Source organism: Bartonella sp. AC535YNZD (genome assembly GCF_042196625.1).
GTDB lineage: Bacteria > Pseudomonadota > Alphaproteobacteria > Rhizobiales > Rhizobiaceae > Bartonella.
This window is the reverse complement of sequence record NZ_JBHIQP010000010.1, coordinates 46,290-68,437: the sequence shown is the minus strand read 5'-3', so window position 1 is coordinate 68,437 and position 22,148 is coordinate 46,290. Positions and strand designations below refer to the sequence as shown.

12 protein-coding genes and 2 pseudogenes are annotated in these 22,148 nt (G+C 38.6%); 2 read left to right on the top strand and 12 right to left on the bottom strand.

The window, feature by feature from the left end:
• The first annotated feature begins 22 nt into the window (after nucleotides 1-22).
• Together ACFIM8_RS06945 and ACFIM8_RS06940 are read left to right on the top strand one after the other, a co-directional pair.
• The gene (locus ACFIM8_RS06945) at nucleotides 23-358 is read left to right on the top strand and encodes a zinc ribbon domain-containing protein YjdM (protein WP_375607236.1); all 336 of its coding nucleotides are present in this window, start codon (nucleotides 23-25) and stop codon (nucleotides 356-358) included.
• 1,052 nt (nucleotides 359-1,410) lie between these two features.
• Nucleotides 1,411-1,493 (top strand): annotated as a pseudogene (locus tag ACFIM8_RS06940) (DUF4102 domain-containing protein); the annotation flags it as partial.
• Between the two features lie 444 nt (nucleotides 1,494-1,937).
• Here ACFIM8_RS06940 and ACFIM8_RS06935 read toward each other — a convergent pair.
• The 12 genes and pseudogenes from ACFIM8_RS06935 to ACFIM8_RS06880 form a co-directional block, all read right to left on the bottom strand.
• Nucleotides 1,938-2,516, bottom strand: a complete 579-nt coding sequence (locus ACFIM8_RS06935) for a NifU family protein (protein ID WP_375607237.1) — start codon at nucleotides 2,514-2,516, stop codon at nucleotides 1,938-1,940.
• A 59-nt stretch (nucleotides 2,517-2,575) separates the two neighbouring features.
• On the bottom strand, nucleotides 2,576-3,067 hold the full coding sequence (locus ACFIM8_RS06930; protein ID WP_375607238.1) for a universal stress protein: 492 nt from the start codon (nucleotides 3,065-3,067) through the stop codon (nucleotides 2,576-2,578).
• 62 nt (nucleotides 3,068-3,129) lie between these two features.
• Entirely contained in the window at nucleotides 3,130-4,200 is a 1,071-nt protein-coding gene (gene trpS / locus ACFIM8_RS06925; RefSeq protein ID WP_375614705.1) for a tryptophan--tRNA ligase, read from the bottom strand.
• 60 nt (nucleotides 4,201-4,260) lie between these two features.
• The gene (murJ, locus tag ACFIM8_RS06920; protein ID WP_375614704.1) at nucleotides 4,261-5,832 is read right to left on the bottom strand and encodes a murein biosynthesis integral membrane protein MurJ; all 1,572 of its coding nucleotides are present in this window, start codon (nucleotides 5,830-5,832) and stop codon (nucleotides 4,261-4,263) included.
• Between the two features lie 778 nt (nucleotides 5,833-6,610).
• On the bottom strand, nucleotides 6,611-9,841 hold the full coding sequence (locus ACFIM8_RS06915; protein WP_375614703.1) for a BID domain-containing T4SS effector: 3,231 nt from the start codon (nucleotides 9,839-9,841) through the stop codon (nucleotides 6,611-6,613).
• A 336-nt stretch (nucleotides 9,842-10,177) separates the two neighbouring features.
• The gene (locus ACFIM8_RS06910) at nucleotides 10,178-12,142 is read right to left on the bottom strand and encodes a BID domain-containing T4SS effector (protein ID WP_375614702.1); all 1,965 of its coding nucleotides are present in this window, start codon (nucleotides 12,140-12,142) and stop codon (nucleotides 10,178-10,180) included.
• Nucleotides 12,143-12,436: 294 nt separating this feature from the next.
• Nucleotides 12,437-13,717, bottom strand: a complete 1,281-nt coding sequence (locus tag ACFIM8_RS06905) for a BID domain-containing T4SS effector (protein WP_375614701.1) — start codon at nucleotides 13,715-13,717, stop codon at nucleotides 12,437-12,439.
• Nucleotides 13,718-14,071: 354 nt separating this feature from the next.
• On the bottom strand, nucleotides 14,072-14,908 hold the full coding sequence (locus ACFIM8_RS06900) for a BID domain-containing T4SS effector (RefSeq protein ID WP_375614700.1): 837 nt from the start codon (nucleotides 14,906-14,908) through the stop codon (nucleotides 14,072-14,074).
• A 343-nt stretch (nucleotides 14,909-15,251) separates the two neighbouring features.
• Complete coding sequence (locus ACFIM8_RS06895; RefSeq protein WP_375614699.1) at nucleotides 15,252-16,559, bottom strand: BID domain-containing T4SS effector; 1,308 nt, start codon at nucleotides 16,557-16,559, stop codon at nucleotides 15,252-15,254.
• A gap of 308 nt (nucleotides 16,560-16,867) precedes the next feature.
• Nucleotides 16,868-18,466: a BID domain-containing T4SS effector gene (locus tag ACFIM8_RS06890; RefSeq protein ID WP_375614698.1), complete on the bottom strand. Its 1,599-nt coding sequence runs from the start codon at nucleotides 18,464-18,466 to the stop codon at nucleotides 16,868-16,870.
• Between the two features lie 1,200 nt (nucleotides 18,467-19,666).
• Nucleotides 19,667-19,852, bottom strand: a pseudogene (locus tag ACFIM8_RS06885) (type IV secretory system conjugative DNA transfer family protein); the annotation flags it as partial.
• Between the two features lie 248 nt (nucleotides 19,853-20,100).
• Nucleotides 20,101-21,729 carry a BID domain-containing T4SS effector gene (locus ACFIM8_RS06880; RefSeq protein ID WP_375608084.1) on the bottom strand — a complete coding sequence of 543 codons (1,629 nt, stop codon included), beginning with the start codon at nucleotides 21,727-21,729 and terminating at the stop codon, nucleotides 20,101-20,103.
• Between the last annotated feature and the right edge of the window lie 419 nt (nucleotides 21,730-22,148).

Genomic DNA, 22,148 nt, shown 5'->3' with positions numbered 1-22,148 from the left:
TTTTTCTAAAAAAGGGGAATTTATGACCCAATATCCCAAATGTCCTCGTTGTGATTGTCTTTATACTTATGAAGATGGTGAAAATTTTGTGTGTCCTGAATGCGCACATGAATGGCCACAAAAGAACGATGCCGCTGTTCTTTCCGATACTGTTTATGATGCCAATGGTCAGATTTTGACAAATGGCGATACTGTTATGGTGATAAAAGATCTGAAAGTAAAAGGCGCTTCATCTGTTTTAAAAGGGGGGACGAAGGTAAAGAATATTCGCTTGGTAGATGGGGATCATAATATTGATTGCAAAATTCCTGGGATTGGGCAGATGAGTTTAAAGTCGGAGTTTGTGAAAAAAGTTTAGACGTTTATCCTATTGCAATTGTTTTTGTATTTCTTTTCTTATTTCACTGATTATGCCAATCAGATAGATGCAATATATGCCCTTATTGGGATATAAAAGATACGTACAGCAATAATTTGATTTATAAAGATAATTCACTATTTTGCATGTTGAATGAGAGCTCCAGATCTGTTCCGTGTTGAATCAATCAAAATCATGTCTCTTGCATGTTACAGGCGGGGAGATCTGTGTGGAGTGACATGGTACAAGAAAGTAGTAAAAAGGCCTCTTATGAACCATCTCAAGTGCCAAGGGCTATTGCAACCTTGAGGGTTGGAAAAATATATATAGTAGAGAAATACTGACACTGTCTTTTCTTTTAAACATATTGTGATGAGAAGGGGTAGATGTTGATTTACAAGCAACAATAAAGGTATGCGCTTTATGAAGAGAACGATGCCGTAAAGTAACAAACTTATTTCTGCTGAATTGAAAAAATATTCCCACTTTTTCTCAAATGACTTCCAAAACAACCATAATAGATCTGATTTTACATTTATTTATTTTTACAAGTATTTGTACACACCTTCTTCGCTATATTTATGGAGATCAGATTCAAGGTGCTAGAGGGGAATTTTTGACTCAAAAATAGGAAAAGATCGGTACGAGATACTGATAAGGTAGCATCATCATGCATTTTTTTCCAGCTCTCAATGTTGCAACAGTTCTTATATTTAAAAGTGTTTATAAGCGCTATTAAAAATAGTTTTTGTTATTATCCAGTTTGTGCTGTGTAAGCGGACGATTTTCATTGATGCAATAAAAACAGAATTGAAATAAGAAGAATGTCAGAATTCTCATTCAAGTTGCAAAATATGATTTTTGTCAATTTTCTGCTACAACATATTGATTTATAATAATAAATTAGCGTTATTCATATTGAATTAGAATCCCGAATAACGTGGATTCTCTCATTTCAAATCTGTTCCATGTTGAATCAATTAAAATCACTTATTTGCACACCACAAGTGGGGCTGGCGTGTGGGTAAAAACTGTACAAGAAAGGATTAAAAATGGCTCTTATGAATCGTCTTAAGTGCCAAGGGCTGTCGCAACATTGGGGGCTGGCAGATATAATGATGGTGCCGGTTTGCTACAAGAAGTATTTTGCATGATTTTGTCGTTGGGAGAGCTGAGAAAGATGAAGCAAATGGGCACTCTATCTTGCAATGTTTTTTTTGGGGTTTTCTTTTTTTGTAACGAGGTCGTGTTTTCCTAGTTAAAATTGCATGACAAGATTATGAAACAAAATAAATTTAAAATGCACATCCCTATGCGTTCTATTTCTGTCTATGCGATTGGTTTATTGAAACAACTTATGCTCTTAAGGGGCAGAAAGCTTTTTAAGGCATATGTGGAGGTGAAAGGTGAGCGAAGGGATCATTTTGTTTAGATTTTTTTACAGTACTGTATTTTTATGGCTGCATAGCTCACTTCTAAAATTTCAGGAATAAAATGATGTAAGATTTTTGCACTCCATGTTTGAGCGCTGTTGAAGAAGGGCAATCAATGTGGTTGTTTTACCTATTGAGGTCAATATTTATTGTGGCATGGCTTCAACGCCTAAAACTTCAGGGATAAAATGACGTAAAAGATTTTCAATACCATGTTTGAGGGTTGCCGTTGAAGAGGGACATCCAGCGCAGGCGCCGCGCATATTGAGATAAACAATACCATTTTCAAATCCACGAAAAGTAATGTCTCCACCATCATTGGCAACTGCGGGGCGGATACGCGTTTCAAGGAGCTCTTTAATGGTTAAGACAATATCAGCATCTTTTTCGTCATAAAATTCTTCGTTAAGGGCATGGGTTTGTGCTTGTGTTGTGGCGTTGGTGGTGATCACTGGCTCATTGGATAGAAAATGTTCCATAATTGTGCCTAAAATGACGGGCTTAAGATGTTGCCATTCTCCTTCTTTTTTGCTCACGGTGATAAAATCATAGCCTAAAAAGACACCATTGATATTGGGAATATTAAACAGTTTAGCCGCTAAAGGTGAGTTTTTAGCTGCTTCTTCACGGTCACGAAATTCTAATACGCCCTCAGAAAGAACCACGCGTCCTGGCAGGAATTTAAGTGTTGCAGGGTTTGGGGTGGTTTCAGTTTGAATAAACATAGATTCTCCTTTTATAATGAAGGCTTGGGAAGATCTTACATTGTAGAAAATTATATTTTTTAGGCAATAGATCTAATATCTTCATCGGCAAGGTTGCTAGGAATAACAATGACAGGGATTGAAAAAGCTGTCCCTTTATTCCCGATTAATTGAACAAGGGGTCCTGGTCCTTCTGTATGTCCACTGGCTGCTAAAACAATCAGTGCAATCCTTTTATCTTCGTCGATCAGTTTAGAAATCTCATCAATTTTTTTTCCTTCACGCACTACTATTTCTGTTTCAAGCGCATGGGTGGTGCGGACTTCACTGGCAATGTCTCCTAATATTTTATGAGCACTTTGCTTTGATTCTGTACGCATAAGGTTGTTTACACCCAGAAAATGTTGAAATTCTACACTATCAACGACACAAAGCAATACCAATGTTCTACTGGTATTTTGGGCATGCTGTGCGGCAAACGCAACGGCACGCCGACACTCTGGTGTTTCATCGATAATAACTAAGTTTTTTTTCTTTGGTTCTTTTTTCGGATTTTGGGGTTTGGAAATCATGCACTTTCTCTATTTTGTACAAACGATTTTTTTGCTCTCTACAGTTTTTAGTTTTATTATTTTTATGTATCGTGCAAAAATCCAACAATTTCACGAATTTTTTTCATATTTTCTTCTGCAAGCATACTAGCACGTTTAGCGCCATCATGCAAAACAGAGTCGATATAACCGCTTTCTTTATGAAGGCGACGTAATTCTTCTGTTATAGGGGCAAGCTTATGGACAACAAGGTCGGCTAGAGCTGTTTTAAAATGCGAAAACTGTTGACCAGAAAATTCTAAAAGAATCTTTTCTTTGCTAATTTTGGCAAAGGCGGCATAAATACCAAGCAGGTTATCTACTTCTGGTCGTTCTTTTAAAGCGGCAAGGGTATCGGGAAGAGGGGCCGAATCCGTTTTGGCTTTACGTATTTTTTTTGCGATAAGATCAGCATCATCGGTTAAATTAATGCGTGAAAAATCTGAAGGATCTGATTTTGACATTTTTTTCGTCCCATCGCGCAAAGACATAACGCGTGTGGCTGTTGTTCCAATCAGTGCTTCTGGAAGAGGAAAAAAGCCTTGTCTTTTTTCTTCATCCGTTTGCATAGAGACGCCAAAATTTAATTCGGCAATACGCTGTGCATAGTCGTTGTTAAACTTTTGTGCAATATCGCGTGTGAGTTCAACATGCTGTTTTTGATCTTCGCCTACTGGAACATGCGTTGCACGATAGACTAAAATATCAGCAGCCATCAAAGTGGGATAAGCAAAAAGCCCGATGGATGCTTTTTCGCGATCTTTTCCCGCTTTATCTTTAAATTGTGTCATGCGTTGAAGCCAGCCGATACGGGCAACACAATTAAAAATCCAGGCGAGTTCAGCATGTTGAAAAACACGTGATTGGTTAAAAATAATGTGTTTTTGAGGATCAATACCGGCGGCTAAAAAAGCTGCTGTCACTGTTCTGGTGGATTCGCGTAAAGTAAGGGGATCTGGGTTGACTGTGAGCGCATGCATATCCACAACACAATAGAGACAGTGATGAGAGTTTTGCAGTTCAACCCAACGCTGAATGGCTCCAAGATAATTGCCAAGATGTAAATGACCACTCGGTTGTACGCCGGAAAAGACAAGTGGTGTGAAGGTATCCATAGGAGTGCTCTTTCTTCAATTAAGGTTATTCATTTTATTGTTTTTGACAAAGTATAGATATTATGAGCGTTTTTTCAAATTTTTAAGCGTGTGAAAAAAGGAACGGGTGTTGAATAAAAAATAGGTACTAAAATAGATCAAAAATATGCCAATCATGATCCCAGCTAAGGTGATCGCGCGCAAGAAAAAGGATGCTTGTGAGGATAAAGGAAAAGACAAAAAACTAAATACATTCAATCCGTAATAGAGGGCTAGTGCACTCAAAAGAGTTGCCATCATGAGACATAATATTCGCTTTATTAGTTGGAAGTCGTATTTCCAATAACCGCGTTTGATAAGGACACTCCACAGCAACAGGGTGTTGGCCCATCCAGAGGTAATTTCAGCAATAACAATGCCTCGTGCAGATAGAATAGGAAATAATGTTAAGGCGAGACCGATATTGATAAAAACGCAAATACCTGTAAAAATCATCGGTGTTTTGGTATCTTCATGGGCAAAAAAATTAGGAATAAAGACCTTAATAAGAACAAAAGCTGGAAGTCCTAGTCCATAAAGCTCCAGTAATTGTGCAACATGGTGTGTTGATTGACTGGTAAATTGTCCTCGTTCAAAGAGCAAACTGACAATGGGAGTGGAGAGCAGCAAAAAAGCGATGGATGCTGGAAGTGTTAACAACAATGTTAATTCAATAGAGCGGTTTTGTAAATGGTGGGTTTCTTTATGCTTTTTGCTCCGCAAAGCGCGTGTTAACTCTGGTAAAAGAACCGTTGCAACGGCAATGGCGATTACGCCTAAAGGCAATTGATAAAGACGATCCGCATACATTAAAGAAGAAACAGCACCTGATTGACTAGAAGCAATGTTGGTATTAATGAGCAAATTAATTTGCGTGATGCCACCCGTGATGGCTGCTGGAAATGCTAAAGTTAACAGCTTGCGAACATTAGGACTAAAATGGGGCTGGCGGAAGGAAATTTTCATTCCACTTTGACGTAAAGCAAGGGCAATTAAGGTGAGTTGAAGAAGCCCTGCTGCCAACACACCCCAAGAGAGATTTAAACCGATATGCCAAGCGTCAAGTTTATAGATCCAAGCATAGGCAAGCACACCAATCAGAACAATGTTTAAAAAGAGTGGAGCAATGGCGGCAATAAAATAGCGTCGCAGAGCATTAAGCATGCCCCCCATCATGGCAGCAAGCGACATGCAGGTTAAATAGGGAAACATGATTGCAGTAAAGTGAATTGTAGCGTTAAATTTTGTTACATCTTCTGTAAAACCTGGAGCAATAATGGTTCGTACCAAAAAAGGCATACTGAGTTCCATCGCAATCGTTAACAGTAAGAGCAGTGAAAAGAGAACGCCAAAGACCTCTTCTGCAAATTTGCATGCCGTTTCGTGGCCTTCTTCAGTGATTTTTTTTGCAAAAAGAGGAATGAAAGCAGCGTTAAAGGCACCTTCAGCAAAAAAACGACGAAATGTATTGGGAAAACGAAAAGCAGCGTTAAAGGCATCAGAAACAGGACCTGTCCCTAGGGCTGCTGCCATAAGCATTTCGCGTACGAAGCCAAAAATACGGCTCATGAGGGTTCCGGAAGCAACTGTCGCAATTTTTTTAATCAATGTCATAAAGATATATCAACTTTGTTGTAAAAGAGAAGCGATGACAGGAGAAATAAACTGTTTTAAATCGTAAAAATCTGATCTCTATCCTAATCAAGGAGACTTTTTGAAAGCGTTTTACGACGGTGTTTATCTTTCTGTCAACAATGGTGCTTGAAGACTTTTTTATGCTCCTTGTTTACTGTTGCATTAAAATTTTTATTGTTGCCATAAAATAATTAAAATTTCTTTTTCAAACTGAAATATGCGAGTGATATCATAACAGTTTGAAGGGATATATAATGATCATTTCCCTTTATGGTGTGATATCGTGAATAGTGTAAGCCAATACCGTTCTGTTTTATGTGAGGGGTGTGACCCTATTAAAAGAACGCCAATAAAATAAAAGCGTGGAGCAATGCGCCATTTCCATTATTTATTCATTATTAAGAAAACAGCGCTTTAGATGTTTTAAAAAGTCGTAAGGCTGAGCTAAAAGGTAATGGTAAAGTTGGTGATTGGTTTTCACTTTTACGGCTTTATGTTTTCCCCAAATTTGCCGGCCCTCCCATTTTAGAGATTACATAAACAAGAGGATAGGAAGACATGATCTTTCAACAGCATTTTTCCTGTTCAGGTTTCTTTTCACAGTTGATGAGGATAAAATCTGAGGAAATAAGATAAAAATTACTCTCTCATGGTTTCCATTCTCTTTGAGGTGCGATTGATTTGCCGATGAAGGCAAGGGGGATAAAGGCTATCATTTTTACCAGAGGGGGCGAAAAAGTTAAAGTTTATGAACCTTTTAGACATTCATTGCCATTGCTTTTGCGTGTGCCGTTTTGTGAGGTTGAATATTTTCTTGTCTTTTGGGATTCTGATTGACGTTTTCTGTCATTTTTTGCACTTTAATTGCCTCTTTATCAAGAGTGTTGGAACATTTTTTTTCATTGTTTTTCTTTATAGATTGATGCTGGTTTGGTGCGAAACGCTCATCGAATTTATGATTATAAAAATACATGGGTTGTATATGCTGTTCTATCTCTTTTATCTGCTTGACTATTTCCATAATCTCTTTTGCTTTGATGGTTGATGTGCCAAGACTCTTCGCAAGTCTTTCAGGATTATTTTCTTTTATAGCTTCATGCTCGCTTGAGGATAAGCGCTCATTGATTTTTTTGATATAAGTCCTTATCTCCCCCCTTAATTCGGGAGAGTTTGATAACGTTTCTTGCTGTTGTGTTTTTGACACGGAAAAGAGATTTGTTATCCAAGCTTTAGGTATTTCTACCGACTGTTCACACCGCCTTTGTTTTACATGATGGGTATGGAGAATGTCTCTTTCTGTTTGTTTAGAAATATTGATATAACGATCAATGGCTTTACAGAGGGGCAAAATATTTGCTTCAGCATGGGCGCGCGCGTTGTTTTTTATGCCAAATACATTGCTACCAGAAAGCTTAGAAATAGATTGGGGGGAGGTGGAAATTTGATAGGAGAGTTGTTCTCCTTCAATATGATTTTCATGGATCATCTCAATTCTTTCCCGCAAAATATGACGATTGCCATAAATGATTTGGCACAAAGTTTCTATTTCTTTTCTTGTTGCTTGAATGGAAACGTTGTTTTTTATCCTTGTGGCAATTTCATTGTTGGTAAGGGGGGCTATTGTTTGTGCGGGGATAAGCACTTCTTGCTGGTTTTGAATTTTTGGTGCTGTAAAGGAGAGAGCGTCACCGATTTTTAATGTCTGTATTTGCTCTGGGGTGAGATCTTTTTTATTTCCCAAGATGAAAATTCCGTTAGCATCAAGCATAAAGCCATTGGGTCCACTGCCTCTGTAAAAGCCTTTATAGGTATGACCTTCTTTTGCTGTTATAATAAGATGATGATGAATACTCTCAAGCCCGATATGTTTCATACTGTCCATGAATTCTTTTAAAATAAGTATTTTTTCTGGATTTGAGATATCTTCAAGCAGATGTTTCATTTCTTCTTTATCGTTATGTTTTAGCGATGCAATGCTGGCAAGATTCATACGTTTTTCTGTTACAAGAGAAAAGTCGAGTGTGTGGCCAGCAACTTGCCCAAGTTTTTCAAAAAACATTCGTTGCGTGCGTCCATTACCTTCTCTGAAAGGATGGGTATAGTTGAGCTGTATCAACATTTCAGTGACATATTCAACAAATGTTTCGCGGGTTAAGCCTTTTAAACTATTCGTTTCAGCAAGTATTTTATCTAAATTTTCTAGTCCCTCCTGTATCTGTTTTGCTGAGGCAAAAGAAATACCAGCTTTTTTCATCATTGGCATATAAGCAACGGTACCATCTTCAAATGTAAATGGTTTTTCGCGTGTTTGTCCGGCCCATTCAAAAGTATTTTTAAATAGGGTGTGATGAATATATTGGAGATATGTGGAGGTTAGTTTTTGTGGTGGCGCTTCTTGGCGCAGATGAATGATTGCTTTTGTTGTATCATGGGCACATTGCACTTTTAATTTTCCGTAGTCTTTTATTCCATATTTATTCTTTAAGGTGATACTATTGGGGTAAAAGAAATTACGGTGTATTGTCTTATTTTCTTCGGTTTCAGGTGGTGATGATAATTTCTCCTGTAAGGTGAGAGGGATTGTGTCCGTTTTTTTTGTACCAGTATCCCAGTATGCCATTGCTTTTTTGATAGGCTGTTTTTCTATTTCTGGATGATCAGAGCGTGTTTCCTTTGTCATTTTGACAGATATTGGATCATTTGTCGCTGTATTACTGCTCTGTAAAATATTTTTTTGAAAATCTTTTTGCATTTGCCTCATAGCGGAAGCCGATTGAACAATTGGTTGTGCCATTTGTTCTTTTTCTTGTGCTTGCAAACTTTTGGGCATAACTTCAACGCTGTCATGTAAAACATGAGAGGCAATCCATGGTGAAAAATAGGATTTTCCCTTTTTCTTTGTTTGAATGGATGTTTTGTCTTTGCTCTTTTCAGTTATTTCATCGTTTTTAAGAGTGGCTCTTTTTTCTTCTTTTTCTTCTGGAAGCAATGTTTTTTTCTGGTTTTTTTCTGGTTTTTGAACTTTTGGTGCTGTAAAGGAGAGGGCGTCACCGATTTTTAATGTCTGTATTTGCTCTGGGGTGAGATCTTTTTTATTTCCCAAGATGAAAATGCCGTTGGCATCAAGCATGAAGCCATTGGGTCCACTGCCTCTATAGGTACCATGATAGGTTTCTCCTTCTTTTGCAACGACAGCGAGATGATAATTTTTTTCATCTAATCCAAGCTCTCTCATAGAGTTGGTGAATTCTCGTAAGAGGAGCAATTTTTCTGGATTTGAGATATCCTCAAGAAGATGCTTCATAGGCTCTGGGTCGCCATGTTCCATGGCAGCGACGCGGACAAAGTTTTTACGTTTTTTGCTCACAAGAGAAAAGTCTAGCTCATGTCCTGCTGCTTGAGAGAGTTTTTCAACAAACAGTCTCTTTGTGCGCCTATTGCCCTCTCTGAAAGGATGCAAGTGGTGCAAATCTATCATTATACTAGCTGCTTGTTCAACGAATTCTTCGCGAGTTAAGTCTTGTAAATTATTCTTTTCAGCAAGTGTTTTATCTAACTTTTCTAGTCCCTCCTGTATTTTTCTGCCAATCGCAAAAGGTTTTGTAAATTCTTTTCTTTTCAAAATGGGCATAGAAGCAACAGTGCCATCTTCAAATGTAAAAGGCTCTTCGCGCGTTTGTCCGGCCCATTCAAATGTGCGGGAAAAGAGGCGTTGATGAAGGTATTTTAGATAAGAGGCATTAAACTGCTCTGGTAGAGGTTCTTGGTGCAGTTTTATCATTTCTTCTTTTACATCATTAGAACAGCGTTCTTTTAATATTTCGTTATCTTTGATGCGGTATTTATTTTTAAGCACTTTGCTATTGGGGTAGAAAAATTTTTGCGCTTCTTCATTGATTTGCTTTGAAATGGCTGCATTAATTGCAGAGTGTTGTTCTTGCAATTCTTCCGGTGTAGAGGAGGCACAATGTTCTGTGTTTTCTTTCATGCATATTTCCTTTCAAATGGTAACATTATTTTTTTAAAATCTTCTTTTTTACATTTTTTGCCTTTTATTATTTTCATAGCGTTTTCTTCAAAGAAGAGTGCCTATTTGAATGATTGAAAAAATTGACCTTATTCGCATGGAACCAAGTTAATCATGGAACAAAGTTAAAGTTTGTAATTTTTATGAAGTATTATCGTGAAATTTTATCAATGAATTCTGTAAAATAATGGAGTGCCTTATTCAAAGTTTTCTGTATTTCATACACCGTTTTTGGTGCAATCTTGGCAAGATAATTGCACCAAAGTTTTGTATGAAAAGTCAACGATGATTAGACTATCACGACAAAGCCATTGCTTTTGATGTTTCGGTTCTGCGCGGTCGAACATGCGGTTGATGTTCTTGTCTAGAAGTTTCTGCAATTTCTTGATGCCGCTTTGCTGTTGAGCGTTCAGGTAGCTTTGAGGGCTGCGATAAGTTTTGCTGCTGTTGCAATTTTTTATCGAGATCGTTAAGCGGTTGATGACGTTTTTGTTGTTCTGCCTGATGGTTTTGCACAATGGTTTCTCTTAACTGTTTTATCGTATCAGCATAATCCTTAATGGCGGTACAAAGGGTAGGAAGATTTTCTTCAGCAGCTTTTCGTGCTCCGTTTTTTAAGCCAAGGACTTGCTTACCAGCAAGAGGAGCAAAAGATGTACAATCCTTTTCAATTTGAAATACAATTTCTTCTCCTATCTCTGGAATTTTGTGCATATCTTCTATTCTATATTGCAAAATAAATGGATCCTTATAAACAATTTGGCACCAATATTGGATCTCTCTTTGACCATATTGAACCGATGGATCTTGTTGAACTCTGCGAGCAATTTCCTGATTTGAGAGAGGTTTTATTTTCTTTTCTGAATTGAGCGGATTTTGTAAATGTTGATTTGTTAGCTCTTCCTCCTGTGTTTGTCGCTGATGTTGTTGTTCCGTGTGAGGACCTTGAGAAATACTTTCACTTTTTGTATATTTTGAAGTATACACATAACCGTTAATAGCAGCACATAGGGTAGGAAGAGTTTCTTCAGCTTGTTTGCGCGCATGATTTTTTATGCCAAGAACTTTTCTACCAGCAAGCTTAGAAATAGACTTAGGCCGTTCTGTAACATCCCATAAGAGCTGTTCTCCCATATCGGGGTTTTCTTTGATTGCTTCTATTCTTTCACTTAAAATAAGCCGTTCGCCATAAACCTTTTCGCACAAAAATCGTATTTCTTCTTGATATGCTACGAGCAATAGCTCTCTTTCCATTGTATTAATAGATGGTTTTTGTTCGTGAGACGGTTTTGGTTGTTCAATTGCTGTGTGTGGAGAGGAAGTTTTTGGGACGACAGTATCGCTTTGTTTTCTGTTTTCCATACGGTGCGGTTTTCTTGAAGGCGGGACGGCATATGTTCCACTGTCTTGTGATGATGAACTGCTTTGCTGCCTGACTTTCATATGTGATGATGTTTTGGGTCTAACACTTGGTTCGTGTGTTTCAGGATTTTGAATTTTTGTGCTGTTTTGTACTCTTTCTCTCATGCGTGGGGGAAGGGGCGGAGCCACTTTTGTCTGTAGAGAAGGGGATTCTTGAGCAGTTGGTTTATTTTGTTCTCTATCTTTTGCACGCGGTGGTCTTTGTGGAGCCATTTTTATGCGCGTGGAGGGGCTTTCTTGGGTTTCATGCTTTTGGATTTTTGCGTCGGCTTGTGTTTTTTCTCTCATACGTGGGGGCGGGGGCGGAGCCATTTTTTTTTGCGGGGAAGGGGACTCTTGAACTGTTGGTCTATGTTGTTGCCTCTCTTTTGCACGTGGAGGTCTTTGTGGAGCTGTTTTTGTGTGCGGAGAGGAGTGTTCTTGGAGTTTTGAGTTGGAGATTTTTGTGCCGGTTTGTGTTTTTTCTCTCATGCGTGGAGGAGGGGGGGGAGCCACTTTTGTCTGTAGGAAGGGGGACTCTTGAACTGTCGGTTTATGTTGTTGTCTCTCTTTTACACGCTGAGGTTTTGGCGGAGCTGCTTTTTTTTGTGGGGGAGGTGTCTCTTGGTTTTTGGTGTTAGGAGGCATTGTGCTGGTTTGCACTGGGCTTTTCATACGAGGGGGAGGTGGTGGAGCAACTTTTGGGTGGTAGGATAAATTATCTGGGCGTTTTTGTACAGTTGGTTTTGGCAAACTTTGAGAAACTTGGGGAGGGGGGGGGCTGGTGGGGGATTGTTCAGCCTGTTGTTGAAATTTTTCCATCATTTCGGTGATAAAAGGGGAGGGATTTCTTTTTTTCATGCATGTTCCTTTCAAACTCTTTCAATATTGTTTTTAAATACTATTTAAAAATGTACGTTGGTTTTTATTCTGTTTTATGCTTTTTCACTTACTCTAATATGAAAGAGAATATGAAACTGAGAAGCTTCACAAGATTTGACTCTCATGGTTCAGATCATAATCACTCTCTAAATATTGTTTGATCAATAGCTGAGATTAAGTAGTGGAGGAATGAATTTCCCCATTTCTTGGCGCAAATCACCTCTGCTATGGTTGCGCCAAGACGTTAGATTCAACGTGAAAACTTATGTCTGTTTAACTGGCAAAAGCCATCGCTTTTGGGGCGGCAGTTTTGCGAGGACGAATATCTGTTTCTCTTTGTTGAGTAGAGGTTGTTGCTCCTTCATGCGTTACTGTTGAAAGCTCAACGCGTTGAGCAGACTGTGAGACGCTTTGTTGTTGATGCAAGATTTGCGCTCTCTCAGAAGATGCTTCATTGTGTCCTTGTTTTGTCTGCTGAGTGTTTGAAAGGCTCTCTCTTACTTGTGTTACAGCTGTTGCATAATTGTCAGCGGCGTCAATGAGGTGAGAAAGACCCGCTTCAGCATGTCTGCGTGCTTGATTTTTAAAGCCACAAAAGTTATGACCAGCGTACTTGTGAAAAGATTGAGGATTTCCGACAAGTTGCTGTGCGAGTGCTTCTATTGTTTCAGGGTTTTGGAAAAGCTCTTCTGTTTGTGATTGCAAAATGTTTTCGTTCCCAAAAACAACTTTACACCAATATTGGATTTGGGCGCGGTGTCTTTTGACTTTTGAATGTTGTTGAATTTGGGTAGAAATTTCTGTCTCTGAAAGAGTTTCTTTTTCACGATGATCTGGTTTTTGCAGAAGTTTAGCGACGGCTTCCTTCCCCATTAAGCGTTCATAGTTTTTGAGTTCTTGCTCTGGAGATTGTAAGAGGCTCTCTCTTGCCTGTTTTACAGCTTCTGTATAACAATCAACGGTGATACTGAGAGCGGAATAACTCTCTTCCGCGTGTCTACGTACTCGACTTTTGAAGCCAAACGCGCTGGTGCCGGAAAGTTTAGCAAAACTTTCAGGATATGCTGCCATGCGCCATGAGAGCTCTTCTCCTGCAGCGGGATCTCTTTGAATTTCCTGCATTTTTTCTTGCAAAATGTTTGGGTTACCATAGGCACTTGCGGATAAACGTTGGATTTCCTCTTGATAGGTTCGAACCAATGAATGGTGTGGAAGCAATAGAATGATTTCTTCCTCTGAGAGAACTCTTGTTGTCCTTTGGGTAACTTGTGAAGTAACTGTTGAGTGTGTCGTTTCAGGTTTTTGCTGCCTTTTGGTAGAGCTGCCTCTTGTTAACGAAGCTGTTCGATTTGTTGATGCATGTACAGTTTCTTCGCTTAAAAGAGATTGTCTTTCCTCATCTTCTTCCGGTATGGATGATAGTCTTTTGCTTTTTGAAGGTGTTTCTTTAGGAAGGGGGGCAGCGCCTGAGACCTCTGCCGCCGCTTGTTCATAGAGCTTTATAAGTTCTTGTATTGAAGAGGATGGAAAAGGATGAGGGTGTTTTTTTTTCATGCATGTTTCCTTTCAAAAATTGTTTTAGAAAACCTCTTTGGAGCACTCTTGCCTTTTATGCTTGGATTGCTTTGAGATAAAGGAAGATATCGAACTGAATGAGCTCCAAAGATCTGCGCTATTTTTAATAAGCTTAATGGACATTTGTGTCTTTTCTACAGTTTTTTTGTGAAATATTATCAATAAGTTATCAATAGTTATCGTGAATTACAGGCGCCATTTTTAGGACTATTTTTTGTAACATTCTAAAACAATTCTCGGCGCAATCGCAATGAAACGATTTGCGCCAAGAAACTCACTGAAAAAAAGATTACATGAAAAACAAAAACTATCTGTTTTTATGTTTATGCCCCCTTACATGGCATAAGAAAATCCTTTTTCTCCATGTCTTTGTCGTTGAGGGCTGTGCTCTGGACTATTGTGTTCTTGTCCTCTTTCGTGATGATGACGATGATGATGGGGGCTCTCAACTTGCTGAGAATTTTCTTGACGGCGTCTTTGTTCCGCTAGAGGGGTTTGCGATAGTCTTGTTGCTGCGTCTTGTACAGCCTTTGTATAACCATCAACGGCATCAACGAGCGATCTAAAACCATCTTCAGCTGCTTTGCGTGTTTGATTTTTTAAGCCAAGTGTGGAGCGGCCAGCAAGTTTATGTATAGATTCAGGATTTTCAGCAAGTTGATCTGAAAGCTCTTTTCCTTTATTGGGATCTGTAAGTATGCTTTGCAAATGTTTTTGGAAAATTGTATCATTGCCATAAACAATTTTACTCCAATGTACGACTTCTTCTGCATGTGCTTGGACCTGTGGATTTTTTAAAAGCATTACACTCTTTTGGTCAGTTGTGAGAGAAGGTGAAGGCTTTCCTCTTTGGTGCGGAGCAACCGTTGTATAGTCGGTTTCAGGATCTTCTGTCCTTTGATGTTTACCTCTTGAAGAAGCGGTAACGCTGCTAACGGATGCGTATGTAACCTCAGCTTCGCGTTTTGGGGGAGCAACCGTTGTATAGTCGGTTTCAGGATCTTCTCTTCCCCGATCAGGATGTCTCCCTCTTGAAGGAGAAACACTGCTAACGGATGCGTATAGAACTTCCTCTTCTGGGGTTGGTCCGCGCTGGTTTCCTCTGGTTGGTTTATTAACTTGTGCATAGAGGGGCTCTGTGCTCTGGGGTTGTGGGTGACTTTTTTTCATGGCTGTTTCCTTTCAATATTTTTAGAAAACCTCTTTGGTGCATTCCCCACTTTTAGTTTTGATAACTTTTATATAAAGGAAGATATCCAACCGAATGACCTCCAAAGATTTTGCGCTATTCATATCGATAGGTAATGAACATTTATGTCTTTTATACAGTTTTTTTATGAAATTTTATCAATAAGTTATGATAAATTATAGGATCCACTTTTAGAACTATTTTTTGTAATATTTTAAAACAACTCTTGGTGCAATCACGATAAAATGATTTGCACCAAGAAACTCACTGAAAAAAAGATTACATGAAAAACAAAAACTATCTGTTTTTATGTTTATGCTCCCCTTACATGGCAAAAGCCATTCCTTTTTCTCCATGTCTTTGTTGTTGTGGGCTGGGCTCTGGACTATTGTATTCTCGTCCTCTTGCGTGACGATGATGGTGGTGATGTCTGTGTTCTGGGTCTCTTTCTGGACTTTCTTGTCTTTGACCTCTTTCTCTTTCCTGCTCCCGTGTAAACTGTTTATGGAGCTTTTGTGTATTATATATATGTCTCTCAAGAGCTGAGCAAAGAGGACGAAAACCATCTTCAGCTTCTCTGCGGCTTAGAGATTTTACACCAAGTATTTTGTGACCTGCAAGCTTACCAGCGCTTTCAGGATTTTCTGCAAGGCTCCATAAGACTTTTTCTGCATTTTGAGGGTCGTCAAGAATCTTAGCCAGTTGTTGATTCAAAGCATGTTCGTTACCATAAACAACTCTGCACCATTCTTGCGTTTCTCTTACACCATATTGAAAGTCTACGTTTGTTAAAAGCTTTGTTGTAACCACATCTTTTGGGGTTCTGGGAGGGGAGATTCTGCCTCCGCCAACGCCTTGATAGATGGGATTTTCTAGTTGTTCAGACTCTTGCCCGCCTTCAGCTCCCATGCCAACCGTTGCATAGACAGATTCGAGTGGTCTTTGGGGAGAGCGACCACCTTCTGTACCAAATTCAAGCTCTGAATAGAGATGATGTTTTGATTCTTGGGGATGTCGTCCACCCTGTGCACCTTCACCAATTGTGTCGTAAGGTGTTTGCCAATCTTGCGCTGCCAAATCTGTTATTGAATAGGGGTTTACGAGTCTGTCGGTGCGTCGCCCATCACTTGGTCTTCCACCAAGTCTGTCATAGGGATTTCCTAGTGGCTTTTGGGGAGCATAGGCCGTTTCTGATGGTTGTTGAAGTGTATATTGAGGTGAGGTGCGCTGTTCTTTGGGTGGCTTATTAACCTTTGCGTAGAGGTCTCCTACATTAGAAGCTCCTAGGTTTTGTTGTTCAAGTGGCTTTTGGGGAGCAAAGACCGTTTCTGGTGGTTGTTGAAGTGTATATTGAGGTGAGGTGCGCTGTTCTTTGGGTGGCTTATTAATTTTTGCGTAGAGGTCTTCTACATTAGAAGCTCCTAGGTTTTGTTGGTCAAGTGGCTTTTGGGGAGCAAAGACCGTTTCTGGTGGTTGTTGAAGTGTATATTGAGGTGAGGTGCGCTGTTCTTTGGGTGGTTTATTAACCTTTGCGTAGAGGTCTTCTACATTAGAAGCACCTAGATTTTGTTGGTCAACTTGTCGTCTTAGTTCCTCTACATTGGTAGAAGGGCTTGGGTGATTTTTTTTCATGGCTGTTTCCTTTCAATATTTTTAGAAAACCTCTTTGGCGCATTTCCCACTTTTTGATATTTTTTAAGACAAAAGAAGAATATCAAACTGAATGGTCTCCAAAGACTTCGCGCTATTCATATTGATATGTAATGGACATTTATGTCTTTTATACAGTTTTTTTATGAAATATTATCAATAAGTTATAGTAAATTATAGGATTCATTTTTAGGACTATCTTTTGTAACATTTTAAAACAATAGGTGGGCGCAATGGAGATAAAATGATTGGCGCTAAGAGTTAGTTGGAAGGCAAAAGTTCACGCGTTTTTAGCCGGTAAGAGCAAGCGATGAAGAGCGACTAACTTTCAAGCTGCGGGCTTGACATTGTGCTTCTTGGGTGTTCTTTACAGTATTCGCAATTTCTTTTGCTTTGCTTTCCGATGTCCCAAGGAGGCACGCTAGTCTGGTATGGTCTTTTTCTTGTATGGCTTTACGATCTTCTGAGGATAGACGATTGTGTAGTTGTCGTGAAAAGGTATGGAGTTCTTGTCGCAGTGAACGAGAATGCAATAAAGCTTCCCTTTGTTGTTCTTCTGATAAGGAAAAAAGGTTTTGTAAATTTTTTCCAGGTTTTTCGACAGCGTGACTCAATCGATTTTGTTCTCTTTGGTGTTGCTCTAAAATTTCTTCTTTTGTTTGTTGTGTTATTGTGGCATAATTTTTAAAGGCTTGGCTGAGTTGTGGAACAGTCTGTTCGGCTTGTCTGCGATTTGAACTTTTCATACCAAGTATTTTACTTCCTGCAAATTTAGAAATTGATTGAGGGTTTTCTAAAATTTCATCGGCAAATTGATTTCCCAAGTTTGGAGCTGCCGTTACGATACCTAATGTTGTCTTTAAGGCGTGGGTTTTACCATAAACGAGCTTTGATAAATTTTCGATTTCTTTTCGGCTTCCTTCAACATAAGCGTCATTTGAAATCCTTTCAAATAACTCTTCATGGGTAAGAGGGGCTAATGTTTCTTTTGGGATCAGTATTTCTTTTAAGCTTTGAACGTTGGTTTTTTGAAAACAGAGGCGAGCACCGTTTTGTAATGTTTTGACTTGTTCTGGGGGAAGATCATCTTTGTGTCCGACGACGAAAGCTCCCTCTACTTCCATGACAAAACCTTCTGCTGAAAAACCTCTAAAGATGCCTTCATAGGTTACATCTTCTTTTGCAGCAACAACAACACGATCGTTAATTTCATCCAGTCCAGCTTCTCTCATCTGGGAGATGAATTCTTTTAAAACAAGGGATTTTTGCGGATGCGTGATATCTTCAAAAAGATCTTTCATCGGTTGAGGATTGCCATATTGCATGGCTTCAATACAAGCTGCTGTCATGCGTCCTTTTGTGATGAAAGAAAAGTCAATGGTATGCCCTGCTGCTTGTCCAAGTTTTTCCATAAACATTCGATTGACGCGCCCATTCCCTTTTCTAAAAGGATGCGCGTGTTCAAGCGCCATAAAAACTTCAGCGGCACTTTCAGCAAATTCTTGGCGCGATAAACCTTTTAAATTGTTCTTCTCATTAAGTGTTTTTTCGAGTTGTATGAGTTCTTTTTTTATCTGTGGACCGATAGCAAAAGGAGCTTCATAACCTTTGGGACGCATTGCCGGCATATGGGCAGAAGTGCCGTCTTCAAATGTAAAGGATGTATCGCGGGTGTGGCCCGCCCATTCAAAAGTTTCGTAGAAGAGGCTCCAGTGGATTAGTTTTAGATAGGAAGCATCAAATTTTTGTGGGGGTGGTTCATGGCGAAAATTTACGGCTGCTTTAGTGACGTCATGGGTACTGCGTTGATAGAGTTTTTTAGGGTCTTTGATGCCATATTTATTTTTGAGTGTTTTGGTTCCTTTATATAGATAATTTTGCTCTAACATGTAATCTCTCCTAAGTAGGTAGGGTGGTGGTTGATGAGCGTCTTAAACGCTGCCATGTGAAAAATTCCCCTTCGCGTATTCTTTTGAGATTTTGGTTGTTATGAGAGGGAGCATTTTTCCCTCAAGTGTATGGGTTGTATCAATCGTTTTGTGATGCTTTTGAAAAGCTTTTCTGATGTTTCCTGTGTTTATTATCTTGTGCTGTAAAATACTTGGTATTTAGGGTGCTGATATGAAGCTCATGAGTGGCCAGAAAATGGATTTTCTATAAATTGACTTTGGGCAAAATCTTCGTTCTTTGAGGTGTAAGAAAGAGGTCAAAAAGAAAAATGTAGCTTAAAACTGTTTTTTCCTTTAACAAAGTTATTTGCAAGAGCGCTTTGATGAGGGGCGTGGATATAGCGGGTGTAATCGCTCTTGGTTAGCAGATGGTGCTGGTACTTTTCATACACAGCTCTCAGATTGGTGAATCTATGGGCAAAAGCAGTCATCAAAAATTTTTCTCCATTATGTTTTTCTTATTGCTCCATATGAATATTTTGCCATACGGATATCTTTTTTGTGTGTTTTGCAACAAAATGTTTTTTATTTTATATTGTTGCTCTTATTATATTGCGCTGCTCTAAGATCCATGAGAGAGAAAACTCTTTCTTTGGTTGAAAAAAAAGCTTTTTTCAGCGCTTTATCGTTAAAATAGAACACTTTATGATATCGTAAAGGGGGGAAAGCTTGTGTAAGAATGATTTATTCATTTTGATGTATATCTTAAATATTTTTTGGGAAAAAATCGATGTTCTTGAGTGTAGGTGTTTTGAGAGTTCTTGTCTCAAAGATCAATCGTTTGTTTTTCTTAAGCCTTGATATTGGTGATTAGCGTTGTGAAATGTTTTTGGTTGTTTGTAGGGGATAAATTATACACAAAAAGCTTTGTAGGAATGTATTTGCAGGACTTTTCCAAGTGGAGAGGTTGGTTTAGTTATAGATAATTTGAGGGTTTTGGTATTTCTTATAAAGACGATGGGCGCTGGTAAAACGATACACAAAATACAAAAAGGAAAAACACGGATTTTTTTATCATGTTTTCCTTATATGTGTGTGTGGAAGCGGTCAAAAACTTTTTGTTAACGGGTTTTTAAAAAACAGAAATCTATGTTGTTTCTGTGGTTGTTCTTTTCATAGTCAAGATCTCATAATAGAAGGTTAGTTTTTCTTTTGTGGAGCAAAGCGGTTTTTTGCAGCAGCGGCTAACATTTCTTTTCTTCTGAAATAGATGGCGCGGCCACATCGCAAAGGGTGCTGTCCTTGCATAAGAATAATTTGTTCATCTTGACGCATTTCTTGAATTATCTCATGGGGTAAAATGAGAGCTCTTTTTAAAATATTCATATAACCACGAAAATCGACTCCATCTAAGACAAATAAAATAGGCTTTTGTAGCTTTCGTCAGTAGTAATCATGACGTTTAAAAGGAATTAACAATTATCCTGTCCAATTGCTTTGGATATGGTGTATATGCTATGTGCAAAATTGGTGGTAGGGCGTTTAAGTAGTCTGTTTTTTGCATGTATGATAAGAATATTAAAATATCTCTTCCACATAGGTGTTTAAATCAAAAAAACAAAGTTTCATATTTTTTAGTTGGCCATAGCAAGTGTATTTGAACGATTTTGTGTGCGTGTGTAGAATTGGCTATGAGTGTTCCTTGCTTTTTGAACAATGTCGGTAATTTCTCGTGCTTTCTGTTCTGATATACCAATACTTTGTGCAAGTGTTTCATAATCTTTGTTTGTGATCGCACTACATTCGTTTGATGAGAGACGATGTTCTAAACTGTTTATAAAAGTACGGAGCTCTTGGTATAATTGAGGAGATTGAGACAAGATTTCTCTTTGTTTTTCCGGTGATAAAGCAAAAATATTTTGCAAGTTTTGACTGGGATTCTCTACCGCTTTTCCAAGGCGTTCTTGTTTAATTTTATGGTCTCGAGTGACTATATTATAGGTAGCTTCTACAGTATACACATAATTCTCAATTGCAAGAGAGAGCACATCAAGATAATTTCGAGCGTGTACACGTGTCGGATTTTGTAGACCGCATATACTAAAACCTGCAAGAGGAGAAACAGAGTGCGGTGCCTGTTTAATCTGATTAGCAAACTGTCTGCCTAATTCTGGATTTTTAATAATCTCTTCTATCTGTTCGTTTAATACGTTTGCGTCACCATAAACAGTTTTTGCGTAAGCTCGGACTTGCTTTTGAGCTTTGAGAACGTAACTATCTAGCGCAACTGTTTTGGCACATTCACTTTTTGTGAGAGGCGCTAATGTTTCTTTTGGAATAAGCGTGTTTTCAAGCTCTTTGCTGTTGGGGGCGGTAAAGGTAATGATATCACCAGGTTTTAATGTTTTTAATCGTTCTGGTGTGAGATCATCTTTGCTACCAATGATGTAAGTTCCTTGCATATCGAGTATAAAACTTTCTGAATAACAACCTTTATAAGTTCCTATATAGGTTTCTCCTGCCTTTGTTGCCATAACAAGGCGATCATCCACGTTGCGTCCCGTATTGTTTATGTGGTCCATAAATTCTTTTAAAAGACGTATTTTGGGGGGATTGGAGATATCCTCAAAAAGATCTTTCAACAGTTGTGTATTGCTATATTGCATTGCTTCGCTACAGGCAGCCATCATACGTTTTTGTGTGACAAGCGAAAAGTCAAGCTGATGTCCTGCAGCTTTGGCAAGATTTTCAAAAAAGACTTGTTCTGTGTGCTCATTGCCATCTATGAATGGGTGGATTTTGTGAAGAGAATAAAATAGACTCGTTGCTTCCTTGACAAATTCTTCGCGTGTTAAGCCTTGCAAATTGTTTTTTTCGGCAAGCGTTTGATCTAATTTTTGTAAGAGTTCAGGGATTTCTTCACCAGTTGCAAAATTATTGCCCCATTCCATTCTTTTCATTTCTGGCATGGCGGCAATGCTATCGTCTGTAAATGCGAAGGGGATATGACGCAGATGTCCAGCCCATACAAAGGTATTTTTAAACAATTGTTGGTGGATATGGCATAGATAAGTTGAATTAAAATATTCTGGCAGGGGTTCTGCACGCAGATTGATCATGGCTTTTTGCCTATCATGTGAGCATTTTTCCAGAAAGCGTTTTAAATCTGTTTCTCCATATCTATTTTTGAGAATTTGGGTACCAAGATAGATATAATTATGGGGTGAGGGAATTCCTTTTGTTTTTTCTTTTGCTTTTGGCATTGTTACATTCCTTATAATGTTACATTGTCTATGAGAGTGTGTTAAACTTTTTGTTTGAAAATCCCCCACGCATATTGTTTTGAGATGTTGAGACTTGGGTGAGGAAAAAATCCCTCAAATTCGTAGGTGTTTTTGAGTGTATAAATCTTTATCTTGGCACTTTTTTCTTTTACTGAGAGAGAATAGTTCATTTGGGTTGTTTTCATGCATATTGTCTTTTAATTTTTTTGTAGAAAAATTTTCCTATAAAAGCGGTGCCTTCAAAAGTTTCTTGATAGGATTCTCAAGGCATAGATATGATTGGTATTTATTATTTGGAGATGAGGAGAGTGGCTTTATAAAGAAAATTGGCATTGGTAAGCACAGGCATAATACCATCATTCAAAGACTTTTCCCTATATTTTTCTTGTTGTATCAAG